This is a genomic window from Sneathiella marina (genome assembly GCF_023746535.1).
GTDB lineage: Bacteria > Pseudomonadota > Alphaproteobacteria > Sneathiellales > Sneathiellaceae > Sneathiella > Sneathiella marina.
The window spans coordinates 3,227,259-3,245,970 of the sequence record NZ_CP098747.1 but is presented as its reverse complement, the minus strand read 5'-3'; the positions used below and the strand labels follow the sequence as shown (position 1 = coordinate 3,245,970).

At 49.1% G+C, this 18,712-nt stretch carries 21 protein-coding genes and 1 other RNA gene; 4 read left to right on the top strand and 18 right to left on the bottom strand.

Going from position 1 to position 18,712, the window contains the following annotated elements:
- The first annotated feature begins 97 nt into the window (after nucleotides 1-97).
- On the top strand, nucleotides 98-4,162 hold the full coding sequence (locus NBZ79_RS15725) for a VWA domain-containing protein (RefSeq protein ID WP_251933495.1): 4,065 nt from the start codon (nucleotides 98-100) through the stop codon (nucleotides 4,160-4,162).
- Here the strand turns inward: NBZ79_RS15725 and NBZ79_RS15720 are convergent.
- The 16 genes from NBZ79_RS15720 to NBZ79_RS15650 all read right to left on the bottom strand — a co-directional run bounded on the left by NBZ79_RS15720 (nucleotide 4,159) and on the right by NBZ79_RS15650 (nucleotide 13,691).
- The gene (locus NBZ79_RS15720) at nucleotides 4,159-5,019 is read right to left on the bottom strand and encodes an adenylate/guanylate cyclase domain-containing protein (RefSeq protein ID WP_251933494.1); all 861 of its coding nucleotides are present in this window, start codon (nucleotides 5,017-5,019) and stop codon (nucleotides 4,159-4,161) included. The two genes, NBZ79_RS15725 and NBZ79_RS15720, sit on opposite strands and share 4 nt — an antisense overlap.
- A gap of 26 nt (nucleotides 5,020-5,045) precedes the next feature.
- Nucleotides 5,046-5,390 carry a hypothetical protein gene (locus tag NBZ79_RS15715; protein WP_251933493.1) on the bottom strand — a complete coding sequence of 115 codons (345 nt, stop codon included), beginning with the start codon at nucleotides 5,388-5,390 and terminating at the stop codon, nucleotides 5,046-5,048.
- A 21-nt stretch (nucleotides 5,391-5,411) separates the two neighbouring features.
- Nucleotides 5,412-6,290: a haloalkane dehalogenase gene (locus tag NBZ79_RS15710; RefSeq protein ID WP_251933492.1), complete on the bottom strand. Its 879-nt coding sequence runs from the start codon at nucleotides 6,288-6,290 to the stop codon at nucleotides 5,412-5,414.
- A gap of 128 nt (nucleotides 6,291-6,418) precedes the next feature.
- Nucleotides 6,419-6,574, bottom strand: coding sequence for a hypothetical protein (locus NBZ79_RS15705; RefSeq protein WP_251933491.1), 156 nt, complete (start codon nucleotides 6,572-6,574; stop codon nucleotides 6,419-6,421).
- A 115-nt stretch (nucleotides 6,575-6,689) separates the two neighbouring features.
- Entirely contained in the window at nucleotides 6,690-6,902 is a 213-nt protein-coding gene (locus NBZ79_RS19705; RefSeq protein ID WP_420854545.1) for a DUF4169 family protein, read from the bottom strand.
- A gap of 86 nt (nucleotides 6,903-6,988) precedes the next feature.
- Entirely contained in the window at nucleotides 6,989-7,219 is a 231-nt protein-coding gene (locus NBZ79_RS15700; RefSeq protein WP_251933490.1) for a ribbon-helix-helix domain-containing protein, read from the bottom strand.
- Nucleotides 7,220-7,235: 16 nt separating this feature from the next.
- Nucleotides 7,236-8,858 (bottom strand): fumarate hydratase, encoded by a 1,623-nt coding sequence (locus NBZ79_RS15695; protein ID WP_251933489.1) that lies wholly within the window; start codon nucleotides 8,856-8,858, stop codon nucleotides 7,236-7,238.
- 54 nt (nucleotides 8,859-8,912) lie between these two features.
- Nucleotides 8,913-9,404, bottom strand: a complete 492-nt coding sequence (locus tag NBZ79_RS15690; protein WP_251933488.1) for an SspB family protein — start codon at nucleotides 9,402-9,404, stop codon at nucleotides 8,913-8,915.
- A gap of 111 nt (nucleotides 9,405-9,515) precedes the next feature.
- Nucleotides 9,516-9,847, bottom strand: a transfer-messenger RNA (tmRNA) gene (gene ssrA, locus NBZ79_RS15685).
- Nucleotides 9,848-9,866: 19 nt separating this feature from the next.
- Complete coding sequence (locus NBZ79_RS15680) at nucleotides 9,867-10,391, bottom strand: dihydrofolate reductase (protein ID WP_251933487.1); 525 nt, start codon at nucleotides 10,389-10,391, stop codon at nucleotides 9,867-9,869.
- Between the two features lie 2 nt (nucleotides 10,392-10,393).
- Nucleotides 10,394-11,188: a thymidylate synthase gene (locus tag NBZ79_RS15675; RefSeq protein ID WP_251933486.1), complete on the bottom strand. Its 795-nt coding sequence runs from the start codon at nucleotides 11,186-11,188 to the stop codon at nucleotides 10,394-10,396.
- Between the two features lie 244 nt (nucleotides 11,189-11,432).
- Nucleotides 11,433-11,771, bottom strand: a complete 339-nt coding sequence (locus NBZ79_RS15670) for a DUF1491 family protein (RefSeq protein ID WP_251933485.1) — start codon at nucleotides 11,769-11,771, stop codon at nucleotides 11,433-11,435.
- A 10-nt stretch (nucleotides 11,772-11,781) separates the two neighbouring features.
- Nucleotides 11,782-11,991: a hypothetical protein gene (locus NBZ79_RS15665; RefSeq protein WP_251933484.1), complete on the bottom strand. Its 210-nt coding sequence runs from the start codon at nucleotides 11,989-11,991 to the stop codon at nucleotides 11,782-11,784.
- Nucleotides 11,988-12,560: a DNA-3-methyladenine glycosylase I gene (locus tag NBZ79_RS15660; RefSeq protein ID WP_251933483.1), complete on the bottom strand. Its 573-nt coding sequence runs from the start codon at nucleotides 12,558-12,560 to the stop codon at nucleotides 11,988-11,990. The genes NBZ79_RS15665 and NBZ79_RS15660 overlap by 4 nt, the downstream gene beginning before the upstream one ends.
- A gap of 19 nt (nucleotides 12,561-12,579) precedes the next feature.
- Complete coding sequence (locus tag NBZ79_RS15655; protein ID WP_251933482.1) at nucleotides 12,580-13,308, bottom strand: MBL fold metallo-hydrolase; 729 nt, start codon at nucleotides 13,306-13,308, stop codon at nucleotides 12,580-12,582.
- Nucleotides 13,309-13,319: 11 nt separating this feature from the next.
- Nucleotides 13,320-13,691, bottom strand: a complete 372-nt coding sequence (locus NBZ79_RS15650; RefSeq protein WP_251933481.1) for a VOC family protein — start codon at nucleotides 13,689-13,691, stop codon at nucleotides 13,320-13,322.
- Nucleotides 13,692-13,825: 134 nt separating this feature from the next.
- On the opposite strand from NBZ79_RS15650, the gene bioB reads away from it, so the two are divergent.
- Both bioB and NBZ79_RS15640 read left to right on the top strand, forming a co-directional pair.
- Nucleotides 13,826-14,857: a biotin synthase BioB gene (gene bioB, locus NBZ79_RS15645; RefSeq protein ID WP_338056119.1), complete on the top strand. Its 1,032-nt coding sequence runs from the start codon at nucleotides 13,826-13,828 to the stop codon at nucleotides 14,855-14,857.
- 58 nt (nucleotides 14,858-14,915) lie between these two features.
- Nucleotides 14,916-16,040 carry an aromatic ring-hydroxylating oxygenase subunit alpha gene (locus NBZ79_RS15640; RefSeq protein WP_251933480.1) on the top strand — a complete coding sequence of 375 codons (1,125 nt, stop codon included), beginning with the start codon at nucleotides 14,916-14,918 and terminating at the stop codon, nucleotides 16,038-16,040.
- Between the two features lie 21 nt (nucleotides 16,041-16,061).
- On the opposite strand, the gene NBZ79_RS15635 is transcribed toward NBZ79_RS15640, so the two are convergent.
- Nucleotides 16,062-16,844 carry a HalD/BesD family halogenase gene (locus NBZ79_RS15635; protein WP_251933479.1) on the bottom strand — a complete coding sequence of 261 codons (783 nt, stop codon included), beginning with the start codon at nucleotides 16,842-16,844 and terminating at the stop codon, nucleotides 16,062-16,064.
- An 11-nt stretch (nucleotides 16,845-16,855) separates the two neighbouring features.
- Nucleotides 16,856-18,136, bottom strand: coding sequence for a tetratricopeptide repeat protein (locus tag NBZ79_RS15630; RefSeq protein ID WP_251933478.1), 1,281 nt, complete (start codon nucleotides 18,134-18,136; stop codon nucleotides 16,856-16,858).
- Between the two features lie 158 nt (nucleotides 18,137-18,294).
- Between NBZ79_RS15630 and NBZ79_RS15625 the strand changes: the two genes are divergently transcribed.
- The gene (locus NBZ79_RS15625; protein ID WP_251933477.1) at nucleotides 18,295-18,708 is read left to right on the top strand and encodes a GFA family protein; all 414 of its coding nucleotides are present in this window, start codon (nucleotides 18,295-18,297) and stop codon (nucleotides 18,706-18,708) included.
- Nucleotides 18,709-18,712 lie beyond the last annotated feature (4 nt).

Genomic DNA, 18,712 nt, shown 5'->3' with positions numbered 1-18,712 from the left:
TTTGTCTTTGAAGGACAAAATGACGCTAAGCCCTAATCGTGTTTGTTTGCAACAATCACAAGGGCGCGTTTAAAGGCAGGTTTGTAGGAATTTAATTGTGAAAAAAATTAACAATGACGATCTGCTAAGTAAACAAGTCGCAGAATATAATGCACCAGTTGATGGAAATCTGCAGCTTGGTGCCGAGATTTCCCCTCTAATCGCTGAATTCTCCCGGGACGGTGTTGATCTTATATTGACGTCCGAAAACGGTGATTTCATCACAATCAACGATTACTTCTCCTCATTTCCCGGTGCTGATCTGTTAACTGCGGGTGGCGCCAGGATTACGTCAGACGTGGTGAGTAAACTCTCAGGGCCGGGGCCGCTTGCCCAGTCCACATCTACACAATCCGATGCAGATGGACCAATCGGTGAAGTTACGGAATTGAGCGGCACTGTCACAGCAAAACATGTCGATGGCACTATTGATGAACTGGTGCCGGGAGCCGCTGTATTCCAGGGCGATGTATTGGAAACCGGCACTGACGGATCGTTTGCTATTCTTTTCGCAGATGAGACACAATTTTCGATGGGCGAGAATGGTCGGGCAGTCCTAGATGAGATGATTTATAATCCTTCCGGTGGTGAAGGATCTTTTGGGGTCTCTTTGTTACAAGGCGTCTTTTCGTTAGTCAGCGGGCAGATTGCCAAAGATGATGCAGATAATGTGAGCGTAAAGACACCTGTTGGAACAATAGGTATTCGTGGAACCAGTTGGTCGGGACATGTTAAAAATGTCGGTGAAGAATCAATCTTTACACTGTTTACCGGCGCCATAGTGATTGCCAATGAAGGCGGATCTCAATTTCTTAGTATCGCGAACCAATCGGTTATTGTGAGGAGCTTTTCCAGTGCACCGGAAAGCCCCGTTATTCTAACGGCGGACCAGCTTTATACGATTTATGGCGACGCATTGCAGCTCGTTAATCCGAATTGGTTTGACGAGCAAGACCAATTCGATCCGACCCGAATAGAGCCAGAAGGCGGAAACCGCTCTAACAACACAGGGGGCGGGGCCGACTTCCAGCAGTTTGCGGCCCTGGCTATTTCAGATGGACTGGGATCAAGTGATTTGCTGGAATCTGCGCAACTGCTCGGCGATACGATTTTAAATCTGAATGAAATCGAAGCTGTTGAAGGGGGCGTAAGTGATGGCCCAGACGCTAAAGTCTCGGTCAATACGGTCCGCGATCCTGTAACTGGCAACATTATTTCCTACGAGGTCGTCATTGGTTTGGATGAGCCGTCAGGTCTTCCGGTAACAATTACCTATGATGTCCGGCCAGGTACGGCATCTGCGGATGACTTTGTTGTTGATGGCGATGGAACAGCGATCATTCCTGCAGGTCAGTTGTCTACAAGCTTTACCGTGACTGTCACGGACGATGATGTTGTCGAGAATCTTGAATTCTTTATTATTGAATTGATAGGTGCTGACAACGCGAATATCAGTTTTGCCTTCAAGGAAACAGTTGTTGTTATTGTTGATGATGATATTGGTGTGGTCCGCATCACCGAGGCAACCTTGGATGGCACCGCAATCGCCAATGGCGAGGTGGGGGAAGGAGCCGGTGTTCTTTCCTTTGAGCTGGTTTTAGATAAACCCCTTGCGGCCGGCGCAAAGCTCGACATTGATTACGTAATTTCAGGAACGGCATCTGAAGGCAGCGATTATAGTGCAGATGCTGTAAAAACGGCTACTTTCGACGGCGGGGAGACGGGCCTGCCTGCAGGTGCAACAATCAGCATTGATGTTCCGCTTTTGGACGATGATGTTTATGAGGGAACAGAATCTCTGACAATTTCTATTGTCGGTGCCTCTGAAAATGTGGTCGTGGATGGGGATGCAGATGTGCTCTCGATTGATATCATTGATGACGAGCCAGCGATCGATATCGAAAGCCCTGAGGCGGCGGATCTTGACGAAGCAGATACCGACGGCAGCGTAGTTGATGGATCACTGGGTGTAACCGGTGGAAGCGGAACCTTGAGCAGCGTAATTTTTGATGCCGAGCAAATTGATTTTGCAGCCTCGAATGTATCTTCTGGCGGCTCCGATGTTGTTCTTTCAGGCCTTGGCACTGACACAATTGTTGGAACGGCTGGTGGGGCAACCATATTTACAATTACCTTGTCCGAAGATGGTACTTACGATATGACCCTTGATGGGCCACTCGATCATTCAGACGGTTTTGGCAATGTTGTCCCGCTCGTCGAGTTTGATCTCGCATTCACCGCGTTCGATGAAGCGGGAGCGTCCGTTTCCGGCGTGCTCGGTATTGAAGTTAAGGATAGTGCGCCAATTCTCGGTATTGCCGATAACGTGATATTGGATGAGGATGATTTGCCGGAAGGATCCGATATTTCACCCGAATCTTCGACTGCCACCGGTGTTGTCGCCATAGATATGGGTTTGGATGGCTTCGGGTCGGTCGCCTTAACTATTGATAACCTTCCGAGTATTACATCGCGCGGCGACAATGTTGAGTATGATTTAACGACACTGAGCGATGGAGTGACGCAACGTGTAACAGCGACCGCAGTTCCGGAAAACGGTGCCCCACGTACAGTGTTTACGCTGGATTTCGCGCCAAATGGCGACGGAGATAACTTCGGATACAGCATGACATTGCAGGATGTTGTTGACCATGGCGGCGCCGGTGAAGACAGCCTGCTCTTCACCTTCGGGTATGACGTGGAAGATAATGACGGATCAAGTGCTAGTGGCTCCTTTAGCACAACCATTGTTGATGATGCACCATTGGCTAGTCCGGATGATGTTATCCTCGAAGCCCCACAACTGCCGGCTTACAACCTGGTGCTTATCCTGGATACGTCTGGATCGATGAGTCAGGGTGTCAGCGGTGGAAGCGGGACCCGCATGGATGTGTTGAAGCAATCCGTGAGTAACCTGCTCGGAGACTATGGAGAGGCATCACGAGCGGTCAATATAACGATCATCGGGTTTTCCAGTGCTGCGAGTATTGTTTACAGCGGCACATCGATTTCTGATGCTCAGGCATTTATTGGTGCAGCGGGTAACTTGATTCCGAGCGGCGGGACCAGTTATGCGGCGGCCGTTGCTGACAGTGAGACCGGTGCGCAAGGAGTTTTGAATGCGAATTTGGACGATCCAAATTTGGAAGGCTTTAACCATATTGCTTACTTTATTTCCGATGGTGCGCCGAATAGTGGCCAGGGCGTACCCACAGCGGGAGGGAATGATTGGCAGAATTTTGCGGATGGCAATAATATTGAAGTCGTCGCCGTGGGTATTGGAAACGGAACGGATACAGATGAGCTGGCAAATGTGGAAAATGCCGGGCAAGATCCAATTGTCGTCATTGACCCAAATGATCTTGATTCTGTTCTGGAGGATACGGTTCCTGTCGTAGAATCCGATAATGTGGTTAGTTCCGGTGTCGTTGATCTTTTGGGAGCCGACGGAGGTACATTGACAAGCCTGACTTATAATTCGATAAATTATGATATACCGCAAAATTCTGATCCATTGATTATTGAGACTGATTTAGGCGGTTCGTTGTCAATTGATATGGATGGAAATTATACCTATACAGCCCCTCAATCAGCTGAGCCCGGGGCTGAGGATAGTTTTGAATATTTCCTGACAGACGGTGATGGCGATAGTAGCAGTGCGGTTCTTTCCGTGAATTTTGTCAGTGAGATTTTTCAAGGAGATGGCGGCGCGGAACTGTTGGTCGGCAGTGATGGAGATGACTGGATCGCCGGGAATGGTGGCAACGATACTTTACAGGGTAATGGCGGTAACGACATCCTTGAAGGAGGCAGCGGGGCGGATGTTTTTGCAATTACAGGAGCGTATTTGAGCGGGCCATCTGATCCGGATTTCGAGATTACGATTTCGGATTTTGACGCGGGCGAAGACACCGTGGATCTTGATCAGATTTTCGATGTATTGGGATTATTGACGGAAGACCGCGGACAGGGGGACGCGTGGGATCTGAGTGAGATTAATGGTCAGGCGGCCCTGACATTTACGGCAGCTAACACACCAGTTGTATTCTTTAGCAATCAGATCAATCCGGATAATCAGGCGCTTGACGATATTGCCAGCAAAATCACAGTTGATGAATCCTAGGACAAGCTCTTACGATTTTTTTCTTTCAGTTCAGAGAATTTACGTTCCTCCCAATCATCGCCTACCGGGCCTTTGCCGAAGACGGATATAGCGCGTATAGCAAGGACGAGGAGCATAGAGCCGGCGGGCCATAAAAACCACCAGTAACTGGTTGAAGTTGCAGCATTAATAACAAACAGAAAAACAATAATGCTGCCATAAATAAAGGCGAGACGGTAAAAAGCCGCCTGCTTCTTGACCATTTTTCGAAGCCTCTTGTCTTCAACATCGATTGATGGTTCGACGTCTTCAAGCGGAGCAGCAGCGGATGCTGGATTTTGGTCGTCCGCAGTCTCATTGAGTGAAAGTGAATAGACGGCTACAGGGTCTGCTATATTCTTGACGGTTTTATTGCCAAGAAAATTGAATGCCATCGGAAATTTATTTTTGACCTGATCAAAAAGCGGGCCGGAAATACAAATCCCGCCAACTGGCGCCATAGCTTCCAGTCGGGCTGCCACATTAACGCCTTCACCAAAGATATCATCGCCTTCGATAATGACATCCCCCAAATTAAGTCCAACTCGATAGGCCATTTGGTCGGATTGCGGCAGACCGGTATTATCCTTGTTTAATTTGTTCTGGACCTCGATGGCACATTGCATAGCTTTAACAGCGCTGGAAAAATCGGCGATTAAACCGTCTCCTGTCATATTGACGATGCGGCCTGAATGCTCGTCAATATATCGTTTGAAAACCTCTCGTGTTTGCTTCAGCCTTTCCAGCGTTTTCTCTTCATCTTCGCTCATGAGCCGGCTGTAGCCGACAACGTCGGCACATAAAATGGTAGTGAGTTTTCGATCCTGTCCAGTTTTCATAGGAAGCCAATCCTGGTGAATGTGAGTTAATGATCAGATGTTGATACAAACTTACTTTCAAGGCCGGTAGAAAAGGCAAGCCCTGCCGCCGTAACGATAATTTCTTTTTGCCAGTTCTCCCGGACAAGTCCCTTGCGTACCAAAGCAACCCATACAGCCGGATTGTCCAGACCGCTGGCATCTTTAGTTGAAACCACATACTGTCCAACATGCATATGATTGCCGTGACCATGTGGCAGGCGTGTGACGCGAATGTCATCTGACTCCGCAACAGCAGCTGAACTATCCGCATCCCGGGCTAAAATCTGCAGTAAAACCAGTGTTTTGCTTTGCAGCGGATTGAGTTTCAGTTTCTTAGTCGCAGACGGCATGGCTGGTCATTATTCCCTTGGTTAGATTTTTGTAACGAAATCAGATATTGCCTGACCAATTTCATTCGGGCTGTCTTCTTGTATGAAATGTAGACCTTTGACGGTTATTTCAGTTTGATTGGGCCAGCTTCGGCAGAATTCCCGTTGAGGGCCGATCAAAATTGATCCCGGATCGGCGTTGATAAAGAGTTTTGGCAGCTCTGACTGGCTCAGCCATTCAGAATAGCTATTCACAATTTCCACAACGTCTTCCGGTTCACCCGCAATGGGTATTTGTCGCGGCCAAGTCAATGTAGGCCGACGGTCCTCTCCTGCATTGCGAAATGGGCGCAAATATTCACTCTGTTCCGCATCTTCCAATTCTCGGATAATCGAGCCCGGTAAAACCCGTTCGACAAATATGTTTTTTTCAAGAACGAGATCTTCTCCTGCAGGGCTGCGGAAGCCCTGAAAAATATTGCGGGCGCCTTCCGGCCAGCTATCCCAGCTAGGAATGGACTGGACGATACCTTCCATGTAAGCGATGCCTTTCATGGCGCCCTGATTTTGATTGGCCCAGTCAAAGCCAAGTGCAGACCCCCAATCATGGATAACCAGGGTTACGTTCTGGTCTACCTCCAGATAAGCTAATAGTTCATGTAAAAAGCTACGATGCTCTTTAAATGTATAACTTTCCGGGCCGCTGTCCTGCAGCTTCTCGGAATCGCCCATACCGATAAGATCCGGTGCAATCAACCGGCCCTGGCCTTCCAGGTGCGGCATAATATTTCGCCATAAATATGAAGAAGTCGGATTGCCATGCAAGAAGACAATCGGATCGCCTTCACCTTCTTCGATATAGGCCATTTTTATGCCACGGATCGTTGCAGATTTCTTCTTATATTTACTTGCAGCTGTCATGATACCCTGTCTTTTGGTTGTAGCGACGAAAGGCTTGTTTTTCAATCATACCGCGACAGGGTGTTATTGCACAATAAAAGATGGTGTCAGATGTAAATTCGTCACATCGCAATCAGCTGTAATGTGGCCTAATTAGAGGCCTTCTTGGCGGTTCGCTGATAGGATGACACAACTTTTCTCACATCCTCTACTGTAAGTCCGTCCCTTTTGAGAACTGCGTGGATAATCGGATCTTCCAGAATTTCCCGCAATGCAGGTTCTTTTTGATTCAATTCCATACTCATTAAAAATTCTCCACAAGTCGTTGAAGTGGTTTTGCAAGAACCATTTCTAGAAGAAAGTTGAGTCAGCTTCGTGACAATATCTGTCTATTTTTAAGAAAAAAAAGTGAAGAAAGGCCTAACTTTCGGCCTTTGAACTGTCATCGGTCTTCCGCTGGTTTGTCAACTTCCTCCCATCAAGCTCATTGGTATCCTTTCGGTGTTGTTTTTCAGCATCTTTGCGCTCCGCCTTCGTTCGGCCATATGCCCGGCGATTTTGGCTCGCTTTTTCTTTTGCTGATTTTCGTTCCTGTTTTTTTCGGAATTGATTTAGATTGACAACATCGCCCATGGTGTTCACAGCCTCACAAGATTTATGCCTCTCGGATACATCTTAATATAGGGCCTGGGCGGCGTATTCCTACAAAAAGATTTGAGTTAATCCATATTAGATGAGAGCCGGCGCTCCAAATCCTCAAGAACAAACAATCGTAGTGTACTGCTCATGTTTCCCGATCGGGTTGCATCAATATTTGTGATCAGTTTATTGATACTGACATTTTCGCGCAGCGCGATTTCCTGAAGGATGGTCCAGAATTTTTGTTCAAGCGAGATACTGGTTTGGTGGCCAGCGATGCGGACAGAGTGCTTTACGATCGTGCCGGTCATTGGCTTTTTTTATCCGTCAGAAAGTGGGCCGTTTAGGGGCGAAAAAATCATTTCCCTTGTCATCCATAACAATAAAGGCGGGGAAATCTACAACGTCGATACGCCAGATTGCCTCCATTCCAAACTCTTCGAATTCCTGTACTTCGACTTTTTTGATATTGTCCTGTGCAAGGATTGCCGCCGGACCGCCGATCGACCCTAAATAAAAACCACCATGTTCCTTGCAGGCATTTACAACAGCTTTACTGCGGTTACCTTTTGCCAGCATCACCATGCTGGCGCCTTCAGCCATGAACTGATCCACATAGCCATCCATACGGCCTGCCGTCGTCGGCCCAAAGGATCCAGATGCATATCCCTCCGGTGTTTTGGCCGGTCCGGCATAGTAGATAATATGATCTTTAAAATACTGTGGCAGGCCGTCTCCATTTTCTAGCAGCTCGCGCAATTTCCGATGAGCCATGTCACGGGCGACAATAATCGTACCACTGAGGCTGAGCCGGGTCTTGATCGGGTATTGTGTCAAAGTTGCCAGAATATCCTTCATCGGCTGATTCAGGTCGATTTTGACCACATGATCTTCAAGGTCTTCCTTTGAGACCTCAGGCAAATACTGGGCTGGGTTTGTTTCCAGCTGCTCCAAGAATATGCCCTCCTTGGTTATTTTGCCTTTGACTTGCCGATCTGCCGAACAGGAAACACCTATTCCCAATGGAACACTTGCCCCATGGCGAGGCATTCTGATCACGCGAACATCGTGGCAGAAATACTTGCCGCCAAACTGGGCGCCAATGCCGATACCTTGCGCTACTTTCAAAATCTCCTTTTCCATTTCCAAATCACGAAAAGCGCGGCCAAATTCATTGCCGGAGGTCGGCAGCTCATCATAATATTTTGTTGAGGCCAGTTTTACCGTCTTCATCGTATCCTCCGCAGAGGTACCTCCGATTACGACAGCGAGATGGTAAGGTGGGCAGGCTGCTGTTCCAAGCTCCGTCATTTTCTCCTGAATGAACGGAACGAGGCGATCTGGTGTGAGGACACTTGGAAGGGCTTGATGCAGGAAAGATTTGTTGGCGGACCCGCCGCCTTTCGCAATGAATAGAAATTCATACTCATTTCCATTCGTTGCATATAAGTCGATTTGCGCGGGTAAATTTGTCCCAGTGTTTTTTTCGTCAAACATGCTGAACGGCGCCAGCATGGAATAACGTAAATTTGTTTCGGTATAGGTTTTGTAAACACCATGGGATAGCTGCTCTTTATCTGTTCCATCGGTCCAGACATATTGCCCCTTTTTCCCCATAATAATTGCGCTGCCCGTATCCTGACACCCCGGCAGGATCATGCCCGCGGCAATATTTGCGTTTTTCAACAGCTGCGTGGCTACAAATTTATCATTCTCAGAAGCTTCGTCATCTTCCAGTATACTGGCGAGCTGTTGAAGATGCTTCGGCCGCAACAGGTGAGCCATGTCACGCATCGCTTCGGCGGTCAGCATCGACAGCGCTTCGGGCTCAATTTTTAGAACTTCCTGTCCGTCGACCGTTATTGTCGAGACATGTTCGCTGCTCAGTTTACGATATGGTGTATTATCTTCGCCGGTGGCGAACATTTCCTGGTAGTGAAATTCGGGCATCGGTCAAATTCTCGGTTAGACAAGAGGCGGAAAAATTGGATAGCTTATTTTATGTCATTTCTTGCGAAACGCATCAAGGGCAATGACTTCGCCTTGTTTTCCAATTGGTTTGGTATTGCTATCAACGGACTCCTCGTCGCTGGTCTCTGAATTGTCGTCATCTGTTGATATAGAGCCTTCACTAGATCCTGGTAAATCTGAGGTGAACTGTAACCCGAACTGAACCGAAGGGTCCGCAAATGCCGTCAAGGCATCAAACGGCACAGTGAGTGTTTCCCGATTATGATTAAAACTCAAATCAACACTGAAATATGTGGTCTCAACCTTGATGTCCCAGAATTGGTGTTGCAGGACAATAGTCATTTCGTCCTGATAGCGTTTCGATAAATGTTTGGGGATTGTAACGCCGGGAAAGCGGGTTTTGAAGGTTATATAAAAATGCTGTTCGTTAGGAAGCCCATACTCCGCCGCATGTCTGAGGGAATTGCGAACGACTTCCAAAAGAGCCTTTTCAACCATTGAGTTATAATTAATATCGTCTGCCATTACACTTCATCGCTCCACTACATTCGCATCAACACAGATGTCGTCTATTATTGTTAATGCTACCCGCGATCTGCTCCAGATTTGTTCCAGGCCTACAGGATGGCAATATTAAGTGGAGGGGCTTCTGTTGCCAGGTGCCCCCCCGAACCCCGTGTAGTGCAATTAAGCAGCTACGGCAAATGCTTCGTTATTATCGTTAGCATTTATAAAAATGACCCGATATCGGTGGTATCATGCCGAGCGAAAATAACATCTTTACTGCGCGCGTCGAGCCTATTTCGCCCCCATCAAAAATACAGGAAACCTGCAAAAATTCTGTATTCATGGTGGAGGCGCCGGGTACCGCCCCCGGGTCCGCAACGTTTATTCCATGCAACGTTTATCGCCATAGTTGGTTGCCCAACAGTGTTAATATAGGCATTTTTTACCCATATTAAAAGGGGCTTTTCATGAAATAGAGAGTTAGGGGCGAATTCTCTCGAGAATTGTAAAGCTATGATCAAACATGTCTTTTTCCGATTTTCCATGAAATTCGTTAAAAACCTCGACCCAATCGGTTGTTTCCAGTTCTGGAAAAAAGGTATCCCCTTCAATTTCCGTGTGAACACGCGTCAGATACAGTCGGTTAATCAGCGGTAATGTCAGGCGATAGATTTCGGCACCACCAATGACCACTATCTCTTCAGCTCCTGCCGTTTTGGCGGCGACCTGACCTGCAGCGATAGCGTCGTCAAGATTGCGGGTAACGATACCGCCGTCTAACGTGAAGTCGGGATCTCGGGTAAGAATAATATTGGTTCTCCCCGGAAGCAGGCCGGGCAGGGATTTGAATGTCTTGCGTCCCATTAAAATGGGTTTGCCGATCGTGCTCTTCTTGAACCACTTTAAATCATTGGACAGACGCCATGGCAAATCATTCTCTGCCCCAATTACGTTGTTTTCCGACACCGCGACGATGGCGGAAAGGATTGGGTTATCTTTGGCCAATATTAAACCGCGACTTTTGCTGGAATATGCGCCGCAGCTTCATATCCGACCAGATCAAAATCAGAAAAGGTAAAACTGAAAATATCTTGTACGTCCGGATTGAGACGCATGGTCGGTAACGTGCCCGGGATGCGGGCCAACTGCATAGTCGCCTGCTCAACATGATTTGAATAAAGATGTGTGTCCCCGAAACTGTGAATAAATTCCCCCGGTTCAAGATTGCAGACCTGGGCCATCATAATTGTCAGCAAGGCGTAGGAGGCAATGTTAAACGGCACGCCGAGGAATACATCAGCGCTACGTTGATAGAGTTGACAGGATAGTTTGCCATTGGCTACGTAAAACTGAAAAAGACAATGACATGGCGGCAGCGCCATATTATCCACTTCGGCCGGGTTCCAGGCGCTGACAATAAGTCGCCGTGAATCGGGATTGGTTTTAATGTGCGAGATCAGGTTTTTTATCTGATCAATGCTGCGACCATCGGGCGCGGGCCAGGATCGCCACTGCTGACCGTAAACAGGCCCAAGGTCCCCATTTTCGTCGGCCCATTCATCCCAGATCCGGACGCCGTTTTCCTGCAAATACCGGACATTGGTATCGCCTGCCAGAAACCAGAGAAGTTCATGCACAATTGACTTTAAATGAAGTTTCTTCGTGGTCAGTACAGGGAATCCCTTGGCCAGATCGAAGCGCATCTGGTGACCAAAAATACTGTAGGTCCCAACGCCGGTTCGATCCGATTTATGGACACCGGTGTCTTTGACTAGCCGAAGAAGATCGAGATATTGTTGCATCGCGTAAGCGTTCCAAATCGTAACAAGTAACAGGTGCCGCAAAGATAGATCATTTCAACCCTGATTGTCAGCCCTTAACCTGCGCTTTCTAAGAATTTGATACAGATTGTTCCTAAAACTTGAGCTGTTATTTTTCCAATAGTTATTTTAAATTTTAAAAGAAGAGTGGTAACTAGTTGAATAATAAATATTTTATATAAAATAAAATTAACCGGTTAAAAAATAATAACGCAAACCCAGCCCATCACTGTATTTTTTCGTCGAGGAAAGACCGGCCTTCGGGATCTTCGATTTCCAGCACCCAGAGATCCGGATCAAATTTGATTTGCTTTTCGATATAGGTATCGGCTAGGGCCTCATCAACCCAGTCGTTGCCGGTTCCCTTGAGCCAAAGACGGCTTCCATCCTCAAAATTTGTCGCCGCGGAAAATACCATACATCCGGGGCCCAGCCGATTAACCTTGATCAGGACAGAACCGGCTGTTGCGTCGCCGCGACGTGTCACCATAACAGGGACGTTAAAATTGGCGCATTTACGAATATGGGCTTTCACCCAGATTTCTGCTTTTAACCGAGGCTCCATAGTCGTGAACTTACTCGGCCGTCAGGGAAGGTGAAAGGAATATCACTTCATCTCGCAGACGAAGCATCTTATTGCGGCCATGAATATCATCATTCTCCTCAAACGCCCGGGCTGCAAATTCCAGCGTGGAAACGGCCTGATCCCCATATTTCTCAATATAATGGCGAGCGACTGTTCCCGTGAGGTCGTGAATTTCGCGAATTGCACTTGCTTCCTTCATACCAATAGTTTCACTTCCGCATGCCGGGGACAGGAGACAACATGATCGTTGATCATGCCCACAGCCTGCATAAAGGCATAGACTATTGTTGGGCCAACAAATTTAAAACCCCGTTTCTTGAGATCCTTGGAGATGGCCTGGCTAAGCGGTGTTTCTGCTGGTACCTGACCCATGGATGTCCAGCTGTTTTGAATTGGTTTCCCGTCCAGGTAGCTCCAGAGAAGGTTTGAAAAACCACTTTCCTTTTCTTCGATTTCCAGAAACAGTTTGGCACCAGCTATAGTGCCGAGAATTTTGGCGCGGTTGCGGACGATGCCTGCATCCTGCATGAGGGATTCAATTTTTGCATCATCATAGCGGGCAATCAGCTCAGGATTGAAGCCATCGAACGCGGCAATAAAATTCTCCCGTTTGCGCAAAATGGTGATCCAGGATAATCCGGCTTGAAAGCCGTCGAGGATGAGTTTTTCATATAAGGCCCGGCCGTCATAAATCGGCACCCCCCATTCTTCGTCGTGATAGGCTTTGTAAAACGGATCATCGCCATACCAGGTGCAACCGTTTGTCATTCATATCTTCCTTCCAACTTTACGCGCCATGTGCCTTAAACCAGTTTTCTAGCAGGATCCGGAAGCGGGCGCCATCGAAGCTTCTGAAATGTCCGCCATGAACGACGCGGGGTTTCAATGCCCGCAGCTTGATCATGGAAATATAGTAATCCTCGGCATTGGAATGATAAACATCCTCGACAAGTGGCCCGTCATACAAAGTGTCCCCGGAAAACAAAATACCGGTCGCAGCCTCAAACAGCGCGATACCACCCGGCGAGTGGCCTGGCAAATGTAAGACCGTCAGCCGTCGATCCCCCAAATCGATCACATCTCCTTCGTCGAGATATCCTGTCACCGCGGCAGGTTTTACAGCATAATTTTCTGAGCTATAGGGGGCGGGCGGGAGCTGCTCGAAAATACCATCTGTTGCATAGTCTTCCGCCAGCGTATTTTGCCGCGTCGGATTGGCTAACAAATCTGCCTCATCCCGATGGGCAAGTCGTGTTTCAAACTCGTGATGGCAGCCGATATGATCAAAATGACTATGACTGGCCACGGCAGTAAGCGGTTTTTCCGTGACCAGCGGCACATGGGCGCGCAGGCTGACGACGCCCATACCACTATCGATGAGCAAATCCCGATCCCGCCCCCGCAAGTGCCAGATGTTGCACCGATAAAAAGGTTTGATGAAGGGCTCGCTAATCAATGTGATGTCATCGCCGAGCTTGCGCGTTTTGTACCAGTCATTTGCCGCTGTCCGAATCATGAATTGGTTTCCTACTCGGGATCGAAGCAGACAGCTTCAATCTTATTGCCATCTGGATCAAGGACAAATGCAGCGTAATAATGTTCTTCATAATCGCGTTTTCCCGGCCCCCCGTTATCAGTACCGCCGCACTTTAGCGCAGCCGTATGAAAGTCGTGGATGGCCGCACGATTCGGAGCCCGAAAAGCCCAGTGAAAACCATGTGATTTATTGATTTCAGGCTGTTCCGCCAGCCAGAAAAAAGGATCTTCCCGTGACAATCCGTAGGCAACAATTTCGCCATAGTCAGCAACCTTCTTCAAGCCGATGGTCGAAAGCACCGCATCATAAAAAGCCGTGGATTTTTTTCGATCGGTAATACCGATGGACACATGATCAAGCATAGGGGATTCTCCTGATTAAATGTTCTTGTTTTGTTCTAATTAATCTATCTGTTTACTCCACAACTTGCAAGTTGCTTTTATTAATATATTCTGTAAGTTCGAGTTCAATCAAAAATCGAATTAAGGGTATATAAATGCAAACAAATCGGGTGACGGGGCAATCTTCTTCGGTTAATCAGCAGGTATCCGACCCCGTACGTCACGACTGGCAGCGGGAGGAGGTGTCCGATTTATTCGCGGAACCGTTGATGGATCTGTTACTGCAGGCACAGGCAGTGCATCGCCAATATTTTTCACCGAACAAGGTTCAGATTTCGAGCCTGCTTTCGATCAAGACGGGCGGTTGTCCAGAGGATTGTGCTTATTGTCCACAGTCGGTACATCATAATACCGGGCTTGAAGCGGCAAAATTAATGCAAGTGGAAACCGTCGTGAGAGAAGCGCGCAAAGCGAAGGAGGCTGGCGCCACCCGATTTTGTATGGGCGGGGCGTGGCGAAGTCCGAAAGATCGCGATATGGACGTGATATGTGCAATGATCAATGGGGTTGCTGATCTGGGTATGGAAACCTGCATGACACTCGGCATGCTCAGTCCCCAACAGACACTTCAGCTTAGGGCAGCTGGTCTTGACTATTACAACCACAATATTGACAGCTCCGAGGAATATTACAAACAGATCATTACAACCCGTACCTATGAGGACCGTCTCAATACTTTGGAACAGGTGCGTGAGGCGGGTATAGGTGTGTGCAGTGGTGGTATTGTTGGCATGGGTGAAGCGATCAGCGACCGTGTTGATATGCTGGTGACCCTTGCCAATTTGCCGGAACATCCGGGAAGTGTGCCCATAAACATGCTTGTACAGGTTGCCGGCACTCCGCTACAACATTTGGACAAAATGGATAATTTTGAGTTTGTCCGAACCATCGCAGTAGCCAAAATCCTTATGCCGGCATCTGTTGTTCGCTTGTCAGCAGGCCGCTTGGAAATGAGTGACGAGATGCAGGCGCTTTGTTTTATGGCAGGCGCCAGCTCGATATTTGCGGGGACCAAACTACTAACCACAGAAAACCCGGAACAAGAGGCCGATTTCGAACTGCTGCGGAGGCTGGGAATGACGTCGAATACTGGAGGAGACAAACACGCTGCCCAGCCGGTGATATAGACAGACAGTCGTCAAACACGTAGAATGGTGCAAATCAAATAATAAAAAGAGTTAGCCCATGACCCTAGTAATGAACGACCGTGACGTAATAGACCGTATTTTTTCGCATATTGACAACAAAACCACAGATGTTGGTGAGAGTGTCTGGCGGGAGCCCGTCGAGAATTATGGATCACAAGAACGGTTCGACGCCGAAATTGCGTTGCTGCGACGCCTGCCTGTTCCGTTCTGTCCCTCTGCTGCGCTGCCGGAAAAGGGCTCCTTTGTGGCCCGGACTGCAGCGGGTACGCCGTTGGTGGTCGTGCGCGGCGATGACGGAATTGTGCGCGCCTTCCGCAATAGCTGCCGGCATCGCGGTATGGCAGTAGCGGATGGAACAGGCTGTACCAGAGCCTTTGTTTGCCCATATCATTCCTGGACGTATGGCTTGGACGGTAATTTGAAATATATTCCCGGCGCGGATGGATTTCCCGGTCTTGATCAGGCGACCCATGGCCTGGTCGCGGTTACGGCAGAGGAACGGGGCGGATTGATTTTCGTAACCCAGGAAGATCCGGTTTCCAATGGCGCACTGGACGCCTTTCCGGAGTTTTTTCAACCTGAACAGGATATGTTCAGTCAAACAGAGCATCTGGATGAAGCCAACTGGAAGCTGATCGCCGAAACCTCCATGGAGGGATATCATATCAAGAGCCTGCATAATCGCACTTTCTACCCATATGGCCTTGATAACATCAATGTGGTCGAGAATTTTGGCACCAATTCGCGGATTATTTTCCCTTTCCGGCGGATTAACAAGCTGCGTGATATTCCGCGTGAGGAACGTCATATAAACGGTATGGCGACATATGTGTATCAACTGTTCCCGAACGCCCATATGTCCATGTTGTCCAGCCATACCCAATTGATCATTCTGGAGCCAATTTCGCCAACAGAAACCCGAACCGTGGTTTATCGTGTGCGGAATTTGAAAGCTGACGGTACCCCTGTGGATCTGGACGTTGCGGAGCGGGACGCAGAATTTGTGAAATCATCGGGGATTGAGGAAGACCGTGAAGCGGCGCGCGCCATTCAGGTGGGGTTGGCGACCAATGCCAACAGCCATTTCACTTTTGGTCACTACGAAAAGGCCATTGTGCATTTTCATGAAAATTTGGACGCTCATCTCGCCAAACTTGCCTAGGGTCTTGTGCGCGACGGGCTGCTAGCCCAATCGACCAAAGAAAGTAAGCCGGGCTGACTCCGACAAGGCGATTCCCGGCTGACTGTTATACGCTAAAACAACCAGCATCCGGGTTATTGCTCCTTCGACAGGAGCGACCCGGTGCAGGGAATTGCGCCCGCGAAACAAAACCAATGTGCCTGCCGGCATGGAGAGAGTTTCCGGTGTGATCTCTTTATCCAGAACTTTGCGAACGCCCTCGAAATTCATTTCACCGCTATCGGCGTCGCGTAAGTCCTTGACATATTCGAAGGCGCCACCCGATTCCGGGGCCTGGATCATCAGGGTAATAGCGAAAGCCGAATTGTCAAAATGCCAGCCCAGTTCCAATCCAGCGTCAGCATAATGCAGGTTGATGGAAGATAGCGGGTCGGCATATTCATAAAGCGCGTCTTCGCCCAGCACCTCGCACAGGAAATCCTTGAATTCTTCAGCGCCGTAAAGAGCGCGAAGTGGTGAATTCTCGGGCACCACGTCATCGGGAATACATCCCTTCGATGACAGAATTAATCGATTGCGCGGATGATCCATCGGATAATCGGTATCCGGCGGGGTCAAATAGACATTATGATGGTCCTCACAAAAATATGCCTGATCTCGGTGGGCTTTTCCCTCTTCGGCGATGGTGCTGATTGCCTCTGCCCGTAAAAATTGCGGCATAACCAAAGCTCCATCCTGCGCCAGTGTCGCCGTGCAACGCGACCTGAATTCAGCATCGTCAAGTGGATATCGGTCGCCATTGATAAGGGAATTCAAGGGTTTCATTTTGTTTATCCTTATCTGGTGGTCAAGCCGGCAATATAATTCGCGTCGGCAATAAGAGGGCGCCGCATATGGAGGAGACGCCGGGCTTCCTTGGATTGACCACTTTTCAGGTAGGCAATCAGTAAGGTGAACTCTACCAGATCCCGTTGGGCGCGGCTTCCGCCCAGCCGTTCATGAGACGACATGATGGGAATCAATCCATGAATAACCGCCGGCCAGTCAGATTTGGCAAAATCCACAAATACATCGGCCAGAACCTTGACCATGTCACCAGCAGAACCAGGCGGATTGTCCTGCAGCTTTTTAAGGGCTGCATCGTCCCCGGTAAGGGCATGGGCGATGGCCACATGGGCGTCGGCAAAGCTGATACCGGGGTTGGCAAAATAGGTAGAGGCATACTGGCTGAGCTCCTGCCACAAGTCCTCGCGCCGGTCTTCGCCGGCATACTCAGCTCGCAACAGAAAGGCTGCCATATCAGTAACCACGTTGACCGGCGGTCCCCAGGCAAAACCAGGCCGGACGTCGGCTCCGATAATACGCCATGCGGTTCCCGCATCTCCGCTTTCCAATGCCCAAAGGGCTTCGTGCCAGCTGAGATGGCAATGCAGGATGCCGGCGCGATCATAGGTGGGACGCCATTCCTTCAGGAAGGTGAGGCCGGTGTCGATGTCTCCAACCTCATAGTGAAAATGCGCTTTGTAATGGGCGGAATTGGCGTTATTCGGATTGGCCTGATGCGCTCGCTCCGTCGTGATTTCCGCTTGTGCAAGCTGGCCGATTTCCGTTTGTGCAAATGCCAGAATGCTTTCGAACCACCAGTCATTGCCATAGGCAGGTTGCAAGGCGGTAAAAAAGGCAAGGCTTTCCGCTTCCCGACCTGGCCGGCCACTAAATCCGATTAAACTGAAAACTCCGGCGCAAGGTTGAACCGCCATGGCATCGCGGGGATAGTCCCTAATATGAACCGTGATTTCCTCAAATGCCTGAGCGCCGCGGCCGTCTATTACATGGCCGAGAATGGAGATATGCCCCTGCTCCCGGATGGAGGCGCCGGGTGCTAGGCTGCGCGCAGCCTCAAGCGCAGCCTTGGCCTCTGCCGGGCGGGCGATGGACTGCAAGAACCGGGCAAGTGCGGCATGCGCGAGTGCGAAAGACGGATCTTCGGCAATGGCCCGTTCAAAGGCAGCATCGCCACCGGCCTGCGCTGCGAGAAAGAGATCCACACCCTCCACATAGGCATCTACCGCCGCTTGTGATGATGAGCTGACTGTATTTCCGTAACGATCCTGCATTATTTTTTCTCTTTCCGACCCTTTCTTCCCATCCGTTTCTGGTTTTGACCCTAAATCACGGAAAAAGAAATGTCACGCAATCCGGGCTCACTTCGCCATATTGCTATTCCAATTATCCTTGGGTTAAGCTTTGTCATACGTAGAACGGGAGAATCCAAATGAAGGGGCCTTTTGACGGCGGCTGTTTATGCAACGAGATACGTTATCATTGTGATGCGGAGCCGAAGACCATCTATTATTGTCACTGCAGTGATTGCCGGCGGATCAGTGGCACGGCATTTTATACTGGCGTTGGGGTCAGCAAAGAGGGTTTTTCGCTGACCAGCGGCACAGTCAGGCAATGGCACAAAAAAGCAGATAGTGGCAAGGGAGTCACGCGATCCTTTTGCCCCGTCTGCAGCGCATCGATTTATCTTCAGCTGGAGATGTTTCCTGATACCATCTTCATTGCCGCGGGCAGTCTCGATGATCCATCAGCGCTAAAACCAAATCTGGAACTCTGGACACAAAGCAAGGTCGACTGGGCGGAAATTCCGGAGGGTATCATGAGTATGGAGAAAGCGGCCGGTTAGGTTT